General features: G+C 39.0%; 13 protein-coding genes and 2 tRNA genes. 5 read left to right on the forward strand and 10 right to left on the reverse strand.

The features are described from left to right. Positions 1–223 precede the first annotated feature (223 nt). On the reverse strand, positions 224–2,956 hold the full coding sequence (locus PT281_RS07090) for a TIM-barrel domain-containing protein (protein WP_277153285.1): 2,733 nt from the start codon (positions 2,954–2,956) through the stop codon (positions 224–226). A gap of 265 nt (positions 2,957–3,221) precedes the next feature. Between PT281_RS07090 and PT281_RS07095 the strand changes: the two genes are divergently transcribed. Together PT281_RS07095 and PT281_RS07100 are read left to right on the forward strand one after the other, a co-directional pair. Further along, a complete protein-coding gene (locus PT281_RS07095; RefSeq protein WP_277153287.1) occupies positions 3,222–4,994 on the forward strand; it encodes an oligopeptide ABC transporter substrate-binding protein in 1,773 nt (590 codons plus the stop codon). Positions 4,995–5,018: 24 nt separating this feature from the next. Beyond that, positions 5,019–6,101, forward strand: a complete 1,083-nt coding sequence (locus tag PT281_RS07100) for a PTS sugar transporter subunit IIC (protein WP_277153289.1) — start codon at positions 5,019–5,021, stop codon at positions 6,099–6,101. Positions 6,102–6,259: 158 nt separating this feature from the next. Here the strand turns inward: PT281_RS07100 and PT281_RS07105 are convergent, their stop codons facing one another. The 3 genes from PT281_RS07105 to PT281_RS07115 all read right to left on the reverse strand — a co-directional run bounded on the left by PT281_RS07105 (position 6,260) and on the right by PT281_RS07115 (position 7,933). Next, the gene (locus tag PT281_RS07105) at positions 6,260–6,655 is read right to left on the reverse strand and encodes a hypothetical protein (RefSeq protein WP_277153292.1); all 396 of its coding nucleotides are present in this window, start codon (positions 6,653–6,655) and stop codon (positions 6,260–6,262) included. Positions 6,656–7,031: 376 nt separating this feature from the next. Then, a tRNA-Thr gene (locus tag PT281_RS07110) sits at positions 7,032–7,104 on the reverse strand. A gap of 70 nt (positions 7,105–7,174) precedes the next feature. Beyond that, complete coding sequence (locus tag PT281_RS07115; RefSeq protein ID WP_277153294.1) at positions 7,175–7,933, reverse strand: NADPH-dependent oxidoreductase; 759 nt, start codon at positions 7,931–7,933, stop codon at positions 7,175–7,177. A 146-nt stretch (positions 7,934–8,079) separates the two neighbouring features. Here PT281_RS07115 and galE point away from each other — a divergent pair, with 146 nt between their 5' ends. Then, positions 8,080–9,072 carry a UDP-glucose 4-epimerase GalE gene (gene galE / locus PT281_RS07120; protein WP_277153296.1) on the forward strand — a complete coding sequence of 331 codons (993 nt, stop codon included), beginning with the start codon at positions 8,080–8,082 and terminating at the stop codon, positions 9,070–9,072. A gap of 37 nt (positions 9,073–9,109) precedes the next feature. Here the strand turns inward: galE and PT281_RS07125 are convergent, their stop codons facing one another. Continuing rightward, entirely contained in the window at positions 9,110–9,658 is a 549-nt protein-coding gene (locus tag PT281_RS07125; protein ID WP_277153298.1) for a GNAT family protein, read from the reverse strand. Positions 9,659–9,866: 208 nt separating this feature from the next. Between PT281_RS07125 and PT281_RS07130 the strand changes: the two genes are divergently transcribed. Both PT281_RS07130 and PT281_RS07135 read left to right on the forward strand, forming a co-directional pair. Then, complete coding sequence (locus PT281_RS07130; RefSeq protein ID WP_277153300.1) at positions 9,867–11,237, forward strand: amino acid permease; 1,371 nt, start codon at positions 9,867–9,869, stop codon at positions 11,235–11,237. Positions 11,238–11,297: 60 nt separating this feature from the next. Then, positions 11,298–12,659 carry an amino acid permease gene (locus tag PT281_RS07135; protein ID WP_277153302.1) on the forward strand — a complete coding sequence of 454 codons (1,362 nt, stop codon included), beginning with the start codon at positions 11,298–11,300 and terminating at the stop codon, positions 12,657–12,659. A 52-nt stretch (positions 12,660–12,711) separates the two neighbouring features. Here the strand turns inward: PT281_RS07135 and PT281_RS07140 are convergent, their stop codons facing one another. From PT281_RS07140 to PT281_RS07160, 5 genes are all read right to left on the reverse strand, one after another. Beyond that, complete coding sequence (locus PT281_RS07140) at positions 12,712–13,071, reverse strand: DUF956 family protein (RefSeq protein ID WP_277153304.1); 360 nt, start codon at positions 13,069–13,071, stop codon at positions 12,712–12,714. Positions 13,072–13,077: 6 nt separating this feature from the next. Beyond that, the gene (locus PT281_RS07145; RefSeq protein ID WP_277131311.1) at positions 13,078–13,992 is read right to left on the reverse strand and encodes a PTS system mannose/fructose/sorbose family transporter subunit IID; all 915 of its coding nucleotides are present in this window, start codon (positions 13,990–13,992) and stop codon (positions 13,078–13,080) included. A 26-nt stretch (positions 13,993–14,018) separates the two neighbouring features. Next, on the reverse strand, positions 14,019–14,822 hold the full coding sequence (locus PT281_RS07150; protein ID WP_277153306.1) for a PTS mannose/fructose/sorbose transporter subunit IIC: 804 nt from the start codon (positions 14,820–14,822) through the stop codon (positions 14,019–14,021). An 18-nt stretch (positions 14,823–14,840) separates the two neighbouring features. Continuing rightward, a complete protein-coding gene (locus tag PT281_RS07155; protein ID WP_277153308.1) occupies positions 14,841–15,842 on the reverse strand; it encodes a mannose/fructose/sorbose PTS transporter subunit IIA in 1,002 nt (333 codons plus the stop codon). Between the two features lie 125 nt (positions 15,843–15,967). Then, positions 15,968–16,040: transfer RNA gene (locus tag PT281_RS07160), tRNA-Asn, on the reverse strand. Between the last annotated feature and the right edge of the window lie 85 nt (positions 16,041–16,125).

Genomic DNA, 16,125 nt, shown 5'->3' on the forward strand with positions numbered 1-16,125 from the left:
ACTAACTTAGTTCATCTTTAGTATAATTGTTCTTTTTTGTTTGTCAATGTTTGAATATGTTTAAATTATATAAAATGAACAAAAAATAATTGCAATTTATCGTTTTTTCTATGCTTTGTCTTACTAACTAAACATTTTAAAACAATTTTTCTACTTTATCAGCTATTCACACCAAACTAAACAGGAAGACTTTAACTAAAGCCTTCCTGTTTAGTTATAATATTTAAAATAATTGTTCATTGCTCCAAGCAGTTGTTCCCTTGTCAGTCACAATTTGAACTGTAAAAGCATGTTGTTTATTTGGCAGCAGACCGTGAACAACCAACTTCGGTTCCTTGATGCCAGTGTAAAGCACACCGTCAACTTTAACATTATAAGTAACACGACCCAAACTCTCATCAGCATATTGCCACGATAAAGTTGTCGTTTGCATGCTACTACTACTTAAATCTATTGGCGCTTTAGTTGCAACCTGTTCATTCGGTAAATAATTTTCAGGTATAACTGTTATATCTACGCCAGTTAACCGCAATTCAATTTCTGTTTGACTAACGTCAACTGTTTCTAGCTTAATCCGCAAAAAGCTCTGCCCTAAATTAGTACCCATTCCAGCCAAATACGGATTAGGCAAATACTGTTTATCAAAGTAATAGACATTATCATCTTGAACAAATTCAGTTAAGTCCTTTGCCTGTCTTAATTTACATTTTTGACCAGCCAATTTAATCCCAATCGTATTTGGCAGTTGATTCATCTTAATTGCCAATTCTGTTGTTCGGTGAACAGCCATCCCCTCATAATGACCAATTGTTGGCGCAATTTTAACTAATAATTCATCAGCTGCCTGCTCTGTCTCAATCATTGTTTGAGCAAATTCACCATCCTGATACTTCGCAGAGATACCATCATCTTCGTAAATCGTAACTTGATTACTTTTCGCTGGATAAATTTCAAATTGGCGGGTTAATTTTATCTGCTTATATTCTTTAGGTGTATTTGTCGCAGGCGCTTTAGCAATAATTGCACCTGCTTTAACAAAGACTGGTAATTTCCAAATAGGCGCTGCAAAATTATTTAAGACTTGTCCACCTTGATAAGCGTCGCCAGTATAATAATCAAGCCAAACCTGCTGTTCATCGGGTAAGTATATGCCATTACGAATATCATTGCCCTCATCATCAGCAGCAGTGTTTTGATAAATCGGTGCAATCAAAAATGACTCACCCCATAAATATTCATACTTCACTAAGTCTGAATAGCATTCTGGTAAATCTGGATATTCCAAAAATAATGCCCGCACTAGTGGTTTACCTGTATCAATTGCTTCACGAGCGGCAGTATAAATATATGGTAATAACATTGTCTTTTGTTTTAAGTATGCTCGATTAATAGCCGTGATTCTTGATGAAAAAGCAAATGGATTCTTCGGGTTAGTTCCCCAGCCATCCATATTCAACTGAATCGGGGTAAAAGCTTTCCACTGATAATCACGTGTATTTACCACAGAATTATTCCCCAGATAAATCCCATCCATATCAGACCCCACATTTGGCTGTCCAGACAGTCCTTCGCCAATATATGTAGGTATTTGAAAACGAATGTACTCCCACTGACCGCCATTTTGATCACCAGTCCAGACAGCAGCTGTATTATGGGTGCCAGCCCAACCGTCCATTGTAATAATAAATGGGCGTAAATCTTGACCTTTAACCTTTTTAATCATTGCTGCAGCAGTTTGTGTACCATTAAGACCAAAAGAATAACCTGCATCTACCCACGCCATATCAGTTTTAAGCGCGGTTACCCCAACTGCTAATTCCTTCTCAAAATCGCGATCACTGACTTGGGGATGTTCTGGATCGACAGGTGCCAAATTTTGCTGGGTCCACAAACCGACTTCCACACCACGATTATTCGCGTACTTAATAAAGTCAGCTAAATTTTGTAAGTTTCCTTGCAGAGAATCTGTCTGACCATAACCTGCACCATAACCGTCATTAGGTAAGAACCATCCTAACGGCATATCATTAGCTAAATATTGGTCAATCATCCCCCGCGCACTTAACAAATAAGCTGTACCACCTTGTTCACCATTTAAAGTTTCACGAATTGTCTGTTCTTTTAATTCTTCCGGCAACTCCTGAGGATGATACTCTCGATAGTAATTACCATCCGGATATTTAATCGCACCCTTTTCTTGTGGGGAGGCCTTTACCCAATAATCACGATTATAGGCATTTAAATGTGCTTCATAAAAACCGAATATTGGTAATAGCAGCGGTAACCCGGTTAATTGTTGATAAGTATGAATTAATTGATAAGGAGTTGGTGCAAAAAAGTAAATGGCATCAAAACGATTTTCTTCATGCTTAGTAGTTACCAGGCTCGCATTTTTACTAGCAAAGTCATACTCTCCTCGAGTAAAAGTGTAACGCAGAACTCCGTAACCCGCTGTTGACCAGTAAACTGGCGCTGGCGAAGCTACACCTTGATCAAGCCAATTATTGGTATTGGCAACTACAATCCGCTGCCGAGTCAAATTAAACCGACCATTCTGTGTACCACCACCAAAATAATTAGCCTCAGTATCTGACTGCAAAAATTGCGTGCTACCATCAATCCCGACGCTAATTGGACGCGTTTCTTGTAATACAAGTTTGTCACTCACCCAAACACTCATTGCACCAGTATCTTTAGCAAAGCAAATCTTCATATTATCAGTCACAATTGTCCATGCAGAAGCGGACTTTTCAATTCTACTTTTAACTGAAGTAGAGCCGTATTCGGCTACTGTTGGTGCCAAAATTCTTGCATGTAACCCCGCTTGTGACTGTTTAGGCGGCGCATATTGACCAGTTGGATCAACATAATAGCGAAAAATATTAGCTGCAAGCAAATAAACCCGCGCAACCATTCCACCCGTATAAGCGACTTCATAATAGCAATCTTTCTTCATTATATTAATAACCATTTTGTTTGATATCCTTTCTTTAATTTGTTTTTTATTTAAAATTTTAAATATTATCTCATTTTAAATCTCAATATTTTCTAGCATACATAATTATTTTCTTGATAAATCTGCTAATAACAATTATACATATTAGCATAATAAATAAAATTAAATTAAAAAATATATTGTATTTTAATTTTAATGCTGGTATGATTTATACCAACATAAATATGCTTGCAATAAAATAATATCAAAATCGAAGGTAATAATTATGAAGAAAGGTAAATTTGTTAAATATTTGGGCATAGTTTCACTAGCAGCTCTGGCTTTAACTGCTTGTGGCAAAAGCAATAACAACGCAAATAACAGTGCAACACAAGATGTTAATAAGCTAAAAACAACGGTACCGGCAAAGCCGGTCAAGCAAGGTGGTACACTTAAAGTCGCTCTAGAAACAGACACACCATTTCAAGGAATTTTCTTAGATGAAATTTCAGAAAATACGGTCGACTATTTAGCCTCCCAATTTGGCGATGAAACCTTATTCTACTACGACAATCATTACAAAATTAATGACAAGGGTCCAGCCACTCTTAAAGTTAACCGCAATGCCAAAACAATCACGGTAACTGCCAAAAAAGGCGTTAAATGGTCTGATGGTAAACAAGTTACCGCTAAAGACCTAGAATATTCTTACGAAATTATCGCTAATAAAAAGACCAATTGTGATCGTTATACCGATCAGATGGCAAATATCGTCGGCTTAAAGGCCTACCACGACGGTAAAGCTAAAACAATTTCTGGAATCACTTATCCAGATGGCGAAAATGGACGCAGTATTGTAATTCACTTTCAACGAATGTATCCCGGAATGTATAATGCTGGCAGCAATTGCTACAGCGAAACAGCCGCCCCTTATCACTATTTGAAAAACATTCCTTTTGATAAATTGCAGTCTAGCGACCAAGTTAGAAAAGAGCCACTATTCTTTGGTCCTTATAAAGTTCAAAAAATTGTTCGTGGTCAATCCGTTACCTGGGTGCCAAACAAATACTACTGGCGTGGTAAGCCAAAATTAGATAAAATTTTGACTTCGGTGGTTTCAACCAACTCAGCTTCTGAAGCAATCAAGAGTCATAAATTTGACGTTATCAACGTTGTCAATACTCAGTGGAACCAAGTCAAAAATACTAAGGGTTACAACTTTGTTGCTCAAGTGCCACTTGTTTACTACTATCTTGGCTTTAAAGTCGGAAAATGGGATAGCAAACAAGAAAAGAATGTTGTCGACAAAAATAATATTATGAATAGTAAACCTCTCAGACAAGCAATGGCCTATGCAATGAACGTTGATGAGGTAGACAAACGCTATACCCAAGGACTAAAATTCCGAATTCCAACACTAATTCCAGCTGGCTTTGGCGATTACTTTGACAAAAATGCTAAAGGCTATACCTTCAATCTAAAGAAAGCTAATGAAATTTTGGATAAAGCCGGATACCAAAAGAAAGGCAAGTGGCGCACACAGCCTAATGGCAAACCACTTAAGATTAACTTTATGGCAATGAGCGGCAACGCCACCCAAGAGCCAATTATCCAAAATTACCTGCAGCAATGGCATAAAATCGGCTTGGACGTTAGACTTCTAGGCGGTCGGCTGACTGAACAAAACTCCTTCTATGATAAGTTAAACAAGGATAATCCTGACGTTAACGCCTACATTGGTGGCTTTGGTTTATCAACCGAACCTTCACAAGCTAACTTGTATAGCGAAAAGTCGCTAAGCAACTACTCAAGATTTGCTACTCCAGAAAACACCCGGCTTATTAATGAAATGGATGCTCCCGCCTCTTTTAATCATCAGCATCGGGTTAAAGTCTTCCATAAATGGCAAAATTATATGAACGATGAAGCATACATTGTGCCGCTGGACAGCCAATATACAATTACTGCCGTTAATAACAAACTGACCAACTATTCCGTTGACCCATCAATGTGTGCCAACAAACACCCGATTTGGTACAACATTGGTTTTGCCAAATAAAATTAATTTTTAAGGAACAACACTATGAACAATACCAAAAATAAAGTTACCGCAAAGGAATTTTTTAATAAAATTTTATCAGGGACAGCGACAGGAATTATTGTCGGTCTAATCCCTAATGCTGTTTTGAGTGCCCTTCTAAAATTGTGTGGGAACAATACTTTTACCCTTGGATTAACTCACGTTTTGCTGGTTTTTCAAGTAGCAACCCCACTTTTAATCGGTGCCTTAATTGCTTATCAATTTGATTTTGCACCAATCGATATCGCAATCGTTGCTGGGGCTTCCTATGTTGGCTCAGGGGTTACCCAATTTAACGCCCAAGCAATTAACCCTGCAACTAAGCAAGCCGGAATTTTTATTTCATCTGGTACTGGTGACTTGATTAACACAATGATTACTGCTGCTATCGCCGTTTTCCTAACAATGCTAGTTGGTAACCTCTTTGGTTCGGTTAAGATTGTCCTGAGTCCAATTGTAGTCGGCGGCGGTTCCGCCTATCTTGGCTTTCTACTCTTGCCATTTGTCAGTAAAATCACAACCGGTTTAGGTACTATCATTGATTCCTTTACCAAACTGCAACCAATTTTAATGTGTATCTTGATTTCATGGATGTTCTCGCTCTTAATTGTTACTCCAGTTTCAACAGTTGCCATTGGGATGGCAATCCAACTTAACGGAATTGCTGCTGGTGCTGCCGCTATGGGCGTTGCCGCAACTACAATCGTGCTAGTTGTCCACTCATGGAAGGTTAACAAGGCTGGCGTTACCATCGCCGTTGCCCTAGGAGCCATGAAAATGATGATTCCTAACTTATTCCGGCATCCAATTATTATGCTGCCAATCATCATCACTTCAACAATTTCCGCATTGCCAGTAGCCCTATGGCACATTTGTGGCACTCCTGCTTCAGCTGGCTTTGGTCTTGTAGGAATTGTTGGTCCGCTGGCTTCTCTTAATGCTGGCGCCAACAGTATTAGTTGGCTGTTGGCGCTAATCGCTTGGCTTATCATCCCAGCTGCCGTTGCCCTTGCTTGCCGTTTCGTCCTTGATAAAATGCTACATGTTTATGATGAAAAAGTGGCCTTTGCTTACTTAGGCGAATAATTTTTTAAAAAACTAGAAACACGTTTTCGGATAATAATTGATCTGAAAACGTGTTTTTTAATCAGTTTTAACCAAGCATAACTTTACGTAAATTCAAATTTTGTACCAAAAAACACTTTAAGCAAATGAGCTTAAAGTGTTTAACAATTTGTCACCGCTTATTTAATAAATCCACGTTTGGCAGAATAAAAGCGATTAATTTTATGGTTGAAATAATATAATGCAGGATTATTTCCCTTTTTGACAGCCAACATCTTGTACTTTTTACCATTATAAGTGATATGCTTCAAAGTCAATGTTGTCTTATAATTCTTTTCAGATGCTGACCATACTTTACATTTATTTGAGCTAATCTTTTTAACTGATACAGGTTCAAAATAAACATCTTGCTTCCTAGTATTTGTATCATAGTACGCTTCAGAATTTGCACGATAGTTTTCAATGTAATACATTCCATCATACCCCTTTTGGTACCAAATACCACGGAATTTTCGAGGAATAGTATGCGTGATTGTCGCTGCATATACCGAATTATTTGCTGTACTTATAATCATTCCACTGCCTGCTATCAAGCCAAGACTTGCGATCAGGCTAGCCAATATTTTTTTGAATTTCAAATTATTTCTCCTTAAAAAAACATAATAAATTTTATTTTATTTTAACACTAAATAAAATAAAAATCAGTATTAATTTATCACTAAAAATTACTTATTATCTTAGAAGGCAAGCTTATCACATTTACCAAAAAAGCAGGCATAAAGCCTGCTAAATCAATATCTATTTTACTTCTCTAAAAATTACTGGCACCAAATTTTATTTTCTGGTGTCATTTTATGTGCCAAATATCTATTATTAACAAAAATCAACCTTAACTTATCTGCGAAAAACGTTGATAAATCAAGGTTGATTACTTTGAATTACTCTTAAAAATGCTGATTGCCAGAATCGAACTGGCGACCTTTTCTTTACGAGGGAAACGCTCTACCGACTGAGCTAAATCAGCAACTCGTAACGTTTAAATTATACCAAAAGAAAAAACGTCACGCAATAAAAATTATCAAATCAAACTCATCTTACTGCCAATCAAGACATAATCCCTGCTGATGCAGCAATTCCGGCAATTGGTCGCGGTCAATCTTATGACTGTCGAGCTTAGCACCACTAATCTGCTTGGTAAAGGAATCAATTCGGCGGTTAGAATCGCGCAAATCATAGTAAGTCGTTACCAGCTTATCATAATCTGCCAAATCACTAACTTGAAAATCACGTGGATAGTCATTTTCAAACGTGGTAAATTGCAGCGGTAGACGTGGCTTCAATTGCGGTTCTTGGTCGGGCACCCCAACCTGCATCCCAAGTGCTGGGAATGTCAACTGCGGCAAGTCCAAGACGTCAAGCATGGCCAGTGGATGGTCATTAATTGTTCCTAGCGGCACATAACCTAAACCCATGCTCTCTACCGCATTAGCAACATTTTGCCATGCAAGTAGAGTATCATCCATTCCCTGCATAAATAGGTCGCTCATGTGTACCCGGCCATCATCTTTGCCCAATTGCTGGCGAATTTGCTGGTTGCGATACAGGTCCACTACAAAAATGAACAGGTCACCTTCTGCACCCACATATTTTTGGTTGCACAATTCCCGAATTTTAGCCCTTTTGGCTTCATCGGTGATATGCAGCAGTGTTGCATTTTGCATGAACATACTAGTCGCAGTATGTTGAAAAACCGTGTACAAGGTTTCTAACTGTTCTGCAGTTAACTTTTGGTCCTTAAACTTCCGAATTGAACGGTGGTTAATTTGATTATCAATTGTTGAATTATGAATCATTGTCTGACTCCTTTTCTAATTCTCTTACTAAAAGTAAGTATATTGTAAAACATTCTCTCTGTCAATTATTGCTTGAAAGATATTCAATACTGTCTTAATTGTGCTAGAATTTATTTGATTAAATTAAATATCTAATGGAGGAAACTATGCGTGTTTTAGTTGTTGGCGGCGCGGGCTACATTGGCTCAATTGCTGTTAGAAAATTACTTGCAAACGGTAATGATGTTGTTGTACTCGATGCATTATACACCGGTCACCGAAAGGCTGTCGATCCACGGGCCAAATTTTATCAAGGCGATATCGAAAATAAATTTTTGGTCAGCCAAATTCTACGAAATGAAAAAATTGCTGCTGTAATGCACTTTGCGGCTTACTCATTGGTGCCAGAGTCCGTTAAAAAGCCATTGAAATACTACGACAACAATGTTTCAGGCATGATTTCTCTACTTGAAGCAATGAACGAAGTTGGTGTTAAATACTTAGTCTTCTCATCCAGCGCCGCAACTTATGGCATCCCTAAGAAATTGCCAATTACCGAAGATTCCCCGCTTGACCCAATTAATCCTTACGGCGAAACCAAGATGATGATGGAAAAAATCATGCACTGGGCTGACAAGGCTGATGGGATTAAGTCAATTGCCTTACGCTACTTTAACGTTGCCGGGGCTGCCAGCGACGGCTCCATTGGTGAAGACCATGCGCCTGAAACCCACTTAATTCCTAATATTTTAAAGAGTGCAATTTCTGGTGATGGCAAGTTTACCATTTTTGGTAATGACTATGACACTAAGGATGGCACCAACGTTCGCGACTATGTGCAAATCGAAGATTTAATCGACGCGCACCTACTAGCTTTAGATTATTTATTGAAAACCAATCAATCTAATGTCTTCAACTTAGGTACTGCTCACGGCTATTCTAACCTGGAAATTTTGGCGGCAGCACGCAAAGTTACCGGCATTGATATTCCTTATACGATGGGACCAAGGCGTGGCGGTGACCCCGACTCACTAGTAGCCGATTCTACTAAAGCACGAACAATTTTGCACTGGCAGCCAAAGCACGAAAGCGCGGAAGAAGTCATGTCCAGTGCCTGGAAATGGCACCAATCACATCCAAATGGCTACAATGATAAATAAACCATAAAAAGCATACTGCTTGTTAACAGTATGCTTTTTAATTTGCTTCATTAATGATTGTATAAAGATCCATATCGCGAAATTCACCATGATATTTAACTTTAGCACGGAGCAAGGCAACATGTTCCAAGCCTGCACGCTTTGCTACTGCCCGACTAGACTTGTTTTCATGATCGGCCAATAAGTCAAGCCGGTGTAAATTCAGCTTGGCAAAAGCTAATCTAATTAGCCGTTTAACTGCCATAGTCATAATACCTTGTCCTTGAAATTCGCTACCTAACCAGTAACCAATTTCACCACACTGATTCTGACGATTAAGATTGTGCAAGTCAAGCATCCCTGCAACTTGATCATTTACCATGATTACTAATTCCAGCATCTGGTAATTAGCCGTTTTTTCTCGTGTCATTTTGATAAAGTTGACTTCATCCCTAACAGTTTCAGTAGTTTCTGCCCATGGCAGCCAGCGCCCAATCTGTTCACGGTCTTTAGTAACTAACGCCAATAATGCTGGTGCCTGATCTAATTCCGGTAAGACTAATGCAATCTTCAAGCCATTAATTGTAAACTGATCAAAAGTAAACATCTGCCGTCTTCTCCTAATTATTTTTTAATAATATTAATGATAACATTTAATCTAAAATGGCGCCAGTTCGTAATCAACTACTAATTTCATTATAAAAGTTACAATTTATCAAAGTTTTCATCTACTAATGCAAAACTCATTTATAAATGCTAAAATAGAATAATGTAACATTAATGTAACATAATACTTATTGATTTGGAGTGGTTAAATGTCAAAAGAAGACCCAAAGACCAATTCTGGATATGAACGCACACTAACTAACGCGCATATCCAGTTAATCGCGCTTGGTGGCACGATTGGCACCGGTCTTTTCTTGGGAGTTGGCAACAGTATTCACAAAGCTGGCCCAAGCGTAATTTTAATTTATATCATTGTTGGTATTTTTCTTTACTTTTTAATGCGAGCTTTAGGTGAGTTGGTTCTTTCCGACTTGCACAAGCACACTTATATCGAATTTATCGAAAAATATTTAGGCAAGAACATCGGTTTTATTACCGGCTACCTGTATTGGATCAGCTGGATAAGTTTAGGCATGGCGGAGATGACCGCCTTGGGAATTTACTTTCAGTATTGGTTCCCGCATTTGCCAACCTGGGTGCCAGGATTAATTACCATTGTTATCTTGCTCTTTATCAACCTATTATCAGCACGGTTATTTGGTAATTTGGAATTTAGTTTTGCCATTATCAAAATTGTAACGATTATTGCCTTTGTCTTGCTAATTGCCTACCTCTTAGTTACTGGTGGAAAGACAAGCTTTGGTCCCGTTGGTTTTGGTAACTTAACTAAAAATGGTGGCTTCTTTGCCACTGGTGCCAATGGCTTTCTTGGCGGTTTTCAAATGGTAATTTTTAGCTTCGTCGGCGTTGAACTAATTGGCTTAACGGCAGCTGAAGCACAAAATCCCAAAGTTACCATTAGAAAAGCGATTAATGAGTTACCATTGCGAATCATTTTATTTTATGTCATGGCTATTTTGGCAATCTTGCTGGTTATTCCATGGAATAAAATTGCAACTAGCTCTAGTCCCTTTGTCCAAGCTTTAGGAGCTACGGGGATTCGTGATGCCGGCTCAATTATTAACTTCGTTGTAATTTCTGCGGCCGTTTCCTCAACCAACAGTTTCCTATATAGTGCTGGACGATTAATTTTTTCCGTCACCTATGATGGTAAGGGCAAATGGAATGAAACCTTTGGTCGTTTACACCGTCAATTACCACAAAACGGTTTGATCTTATCAGCCTGCCTAATGGGATTGGCACCATTAGTAATTATCTTAATTGGTAATCAGGCATTCAATTTTATTTCTTCAACCTCAACCAGTATGTTTTTAATTATTTGGTGCTTGATGATCTTAACTCACTTGTCTTATCGCAAGCAAACGCCGGCTGACAAGTTAACTGACTTTAGAATGCCACAGTATCCGTGGTTAGATTATCTAACACTAGTCTTTTTTGGTCTGATGATTATTTTATTACTATCATTACCAGCCAATCGCATGGCAATGATTAGTGCGATTCTGATTTTTATTATTTTATGGGCTGTCAGCAAGATCTGGCACCAAGAACGGGCGATCTAGCCTCTTGCGGCGCATTCACCAACCGAAAAATATTTTTAAAGATTAAATTGGAGTAATTTTATGGACAAAAAAGATTCTACTGAATATGAGCGATCGCTAACCAATACTCACATTCAATTAATTGCATTAGGCGGAACTATCGGAACGGGACTTTTCCTTGGAGTTGGCAACAGTATTCAAAAGGCTGGTCCAAGTGTTATCCTCATCTACCTAATTGTCGGTATTTTTCTCTTTTTCTTGATGCGGGCATTGGGAGAACTGATTATTTCTGACCTCAGCAAGCATTCATACATCGAATTTATTGAAAAATACTTAGGTAAGGACACTGGCTTTATCACCGGTTACCTATACTGGATTTGTTTAATCACCCTAGCAATGGCGGAAATGACCGCCCTGGGAATTTATTTCCAATATTGGTTCCCTCATTTACCGACCTGGGTGCCGGGGCTAGTTACAATAGCCGTCTTATTAGGCATTAATATGCTATCAGCACGACTATTTGGTAACCTAGAGTTCAGTTTTGCTATTATCAAAATTGTAACGGTTGTGGCCTTTGTTATCCTAGTTGCTTACCTGATGATTACCGGTAAAAATACCACTTATGGCGCTGTCAGTTTTAACAACCTATTTAATAATGGCGGCTTCTTTGCTAAAGGTGGCATTGGCTTTTTATCAGGCTTTCAAATGGTTATCTTCAGTTTTGTTGGTATCGAGCTCTTGGGCTTTACCGCCTCTGAAGCACAAAATCCCAAAAAAACTATCAGCAAGGCAATCAACGAAGTACCTACTAGAATTATCCTCTTTTACGTTTTAGCAATTGTGGCAATCTTAGTAGTCATCCCTTGGAACAAAGTTTCGACTAGTTCCAGTCCATTCGTACAAACTCTTGCTGCAACAGGAATCCACAATGCTGGCTCACTGATTAACTTTGTGGTTATATCTGCCGCTATTTCTTCAACCAACAGCGTGCTTTACAGTGCTGGGCGACTACTATTTTCGATTACCTTTAACGGTAAGGGCAAATGGAATGAAACTTTTGGTCACTTACACCGTCAATTACCACAAAATGGTTTAATCCTGTCTGCCTGCTTAATTGAGCTTGCACCATTATTAATCATTATGATCGGTAATGATGCCTTCACCTTTATTTCATCGACAACTACTAGTATGTTCCTCATCATCTGGTGCATTATGTTGCTCTCGCATGTGGCTTACAGAAAGGTAACTCCGGAAGATCAACTAACCAGCTTTAAGATGCCAGGCTTCCCGTACTTTGATTACGCGACATTAGTATTCTTTATCTTAATGATTATTCTCTTGCTGGTTCTACCAGAAAACAGAGTTGCCATGATTTCGGCATTAGCAATCTTCATTATTCTTTATGCAATTGCTAAACTATGGCGCAAAGAAAAAGCTGAATAAACAAAAAAAATACTTAGATCAGAATTGATCTAAGTATTTTATTTTGCCTAAATTATGACTTAAGCCGGCGTTTTAACTTTTGCCACAAGCCTAATGCCTGGCGCAAATTATTACTTGGCACGTAATTACGGATTGCGCGCAATGTCTTTTTATTATCACGAGTCGAAAAGATAAATGTACCATTCTTGCGTGTACGGATTTCAAACCGCGGAATATAGCGACCATGAAAATGAACATCAGCAACTACGCAAGTAATTTCCGCCCACGGAATCTGGACGTAATCATTTAAGTTTCGCTCATTATAAAATTCGAATGCTTGATCGCCCACCATCACTTTGCCATAGGTCGCAATCCCGCGAAACCAAGTGGCACTTAGTGTTAAGGTGACCTTAGTATTGCTTGATTTAACCATTGTTAATTAAAGAACGTGCAACACGTGAAGCACAACACCCACGATGAAGATACCAATAATAATTACAATTGGTGATACCTTCTTCTTGAGCAGCCACATACAAAGAAAAGTCAATAGTAACCCAGCTAATCCAGGAATTAAACTATCAAGATTATTCTGCAATGTCGTCGTCTTGAATTTTGTCAGCGATAAGCCATTACTCTGACCAATTAATGCTTGTTGGATGCCCTTAGCACCAGCTGGTAACGAGTTCCAATCAATGTAGCCGCCTTTTTGAACCGGCGTCTTAGAAACAATTGGCGTAAATTTAATGTTAACCCAGCGTTCAATTAATGAACCAAGGACAAACATCCCCATCATTGAAGCACCACGGGTAACCTTTTGCAATAATCCGCCAGATACATCATTAGTAATTGCAGACCCAGCCTTGTAACCAAATTCTTGTGTATACCACATAAATGCTAATCTGATTACATTCCAGATAACAAAGAACAAAATTGGTCCTAAGATATTGCCTTGAATTGCCATTGAAGCACCCAAAGCACCAACAATCGGTCGTACAGTGTACCAAAAAACCGGGTCACCAACGCCGGCTAAAGGTCCCATCATCCCGACCTTAACCCCTTGGATAGCTTCATCTTCAACCTCAGCACCATTAGCTTTATCTTCTTCTAAAGCCAAAGTAACACCTAAAATCGGTGAAACTAGGTACGGGTGAACATTGAAGAACACCAAATGGCGTTGCAAAGCTTCTGCCATATCATCTTTGTCCGGATATAATTTTCTCAATGCTGGAATTAATGAGTATGCAAAACCACCATTCTGCATTCTTTCATAGTTCCATGATGCTTGCAAAAATTGTGAGTGCCACATAACCTTGAAGCGGTCGGCTTTTGTTAATTTTATTTTTGAATCAGCCATTATAAAATCCTCCTCTTAGTATCACTTTAATAATCATCAATGATATCGCCGAGTGGATCGCCGGTACCTTCATTAGCTGAACCTGAATTGCTGCCGCCCTTTGATTCAAGAGCCAAGTACATAATCGCTAAAGCCAAACCGATTGCACCTAGAGCAATTAATGTTAAATCTTTAATTGCAGCTAAAGCAAAACCAATAGCAAAGAATGGCCACACTTCACGGCTAGCCATCATGTTGATAACCATTGCGTAACCAACAGCTACAACCATTGCACCACCGATTGACATGCCATCGCTTAACCAGGTTGGCATCAATCCTAGCCAGTACTGAACTGTCGATGCTGGAATCGCCAGTAGTAAAGCAGCTGGAATCGCAATTCTTAATCCTTGCAAACAAACATCAATCCATTGCCACATATTAATTTTGCGCCAATTTGCTTTTTTAGCATCGGCATCCATAATGTGAACAATCCCAGTTGAAATTGTCCGGACAATCATCGTTAAAAATAGACCGGCAACTGCCAAAGGCATCGCAATCCCTGTGGCCATCCCAATTCCTTTTGTACCTTGACCACTCTGAACCAAGATAATTGCCGAAGCAACAGATGCTAAAGCTGCATCAGGCGCAACTGCGGCACCGATATTAGCCCAACCTAGCGCAATCATTTGCAATTGGCCGCCTAAAATAACTCCTAAGTCAAGGTGTCCAGTAACCAAACCAATTAATGTACAAGCAACCAGCGGTTGGTGAAATTCCCATTGATCTAAGATACCTTCCATACCTGCAAGGAAAGCAACTAGAACAACTAAAACCATTTGTATAGCGTTCATTTTTTCACTCCTTATTCATTATTTATTTTGCTCATCAAGCAAATTTTGGGCTTTATTCAAAATTGCAGCCATATTGCCTGACTTATCAGTTGGAACTTTACGAACATCAAACTTAACGCCCATTTTTTCAAGTTCGTGAAAAGTATCAACATCCTGCTGGTTCATTGATAAAACATTGTTGGCATTAACATCGCCAACTGAATATGACATTGACCCAACGTTGACAGTTTTAATATTCACGCCTGCCTTAATTACTGTCAGAACGTCCTCCGGATTTTCAAACAGTAATAAAGCATGAGTATCACCAAAACGTGGATCCTTAGCAATTTCGACCATTTTTTTCAATGGAACCGTATGAGCCTTCACACCAGCTGGCGCTGCTTCACGAATCATGCTTTTACGCATTTCATCTTTGGCAACTCGATCCGAAACAACAATTACCCGGTCAGGATGCATTGTTGGGATCCAACCAGTAGCAACTTGTCCATGAAGCAACCGTGAATCAATCCGGGCTAACACGATTTTAAGATGACCATCACCAATTACCGTTCCAGCTGGAATCGATTTTTGCGTTTTAGCAGGTACTGCTGCCTCATCTGTTGCAGTCTGTTGCGGCATTAAATCAACCGGTTTTGTTTTAATACCATCACGAGCCGAATTAATAATTGCAGTGGCAACCTGTTGCGCTGTCGCATCAGGATTAGTCAATCTTTGCGTTAACGCCTCAACAACCATTGGTAAATTCATACCAGTTACAATTGCCCAATTTGGATGATCCTCAAGCAAAGTATTAGCTTGGTTAAATGGCGTTCCTCCCCAAAGATCTACTAATAGCAACACTTCATTTTGATTAGAAAATGATGCTATTGATTGTTTCATTTTGTCATGAATATCCTCTGGTCCTTCATCAGGCGATAGCGTTACATGAGCAAAATTATCCTGTTCACCAAATAGCATTTGTGCTGATTGAGCAATACCATCTGCAAACCCACCATGGCTAGCAAGTAAAATTCCTACCATGTGATTTCCTCCTTTAAATAATATGTATCTGCTTTTATTATACCCTTTATATCAATATAAACACAGGTTTTCCCGATTTAAAGACCACAAAAAAGAGGACCAATGGTCCTCTTCCTTTTACCTTGCTCCGGCTGTCAGACTCGAACTGACGACATCTTGATTAACAGTCAAGCGCTCTACCAACTGAGCTAAGCCGGAATATTAAAAAAGCACGGCAGCGTCCTACCCTCGCAGGCAGTCTCCCACCAACTACTCTCGGCGTGAAGAAGCTTAACTACTGTGT

The organism is Lactobacillus sp. ESL0701 (assembly GCF_029433445.1).
GTDB lineage: Bacteria > Bacillota > Bacilli > Lactobacillales > Lactobacillaceae > Lactobacillus.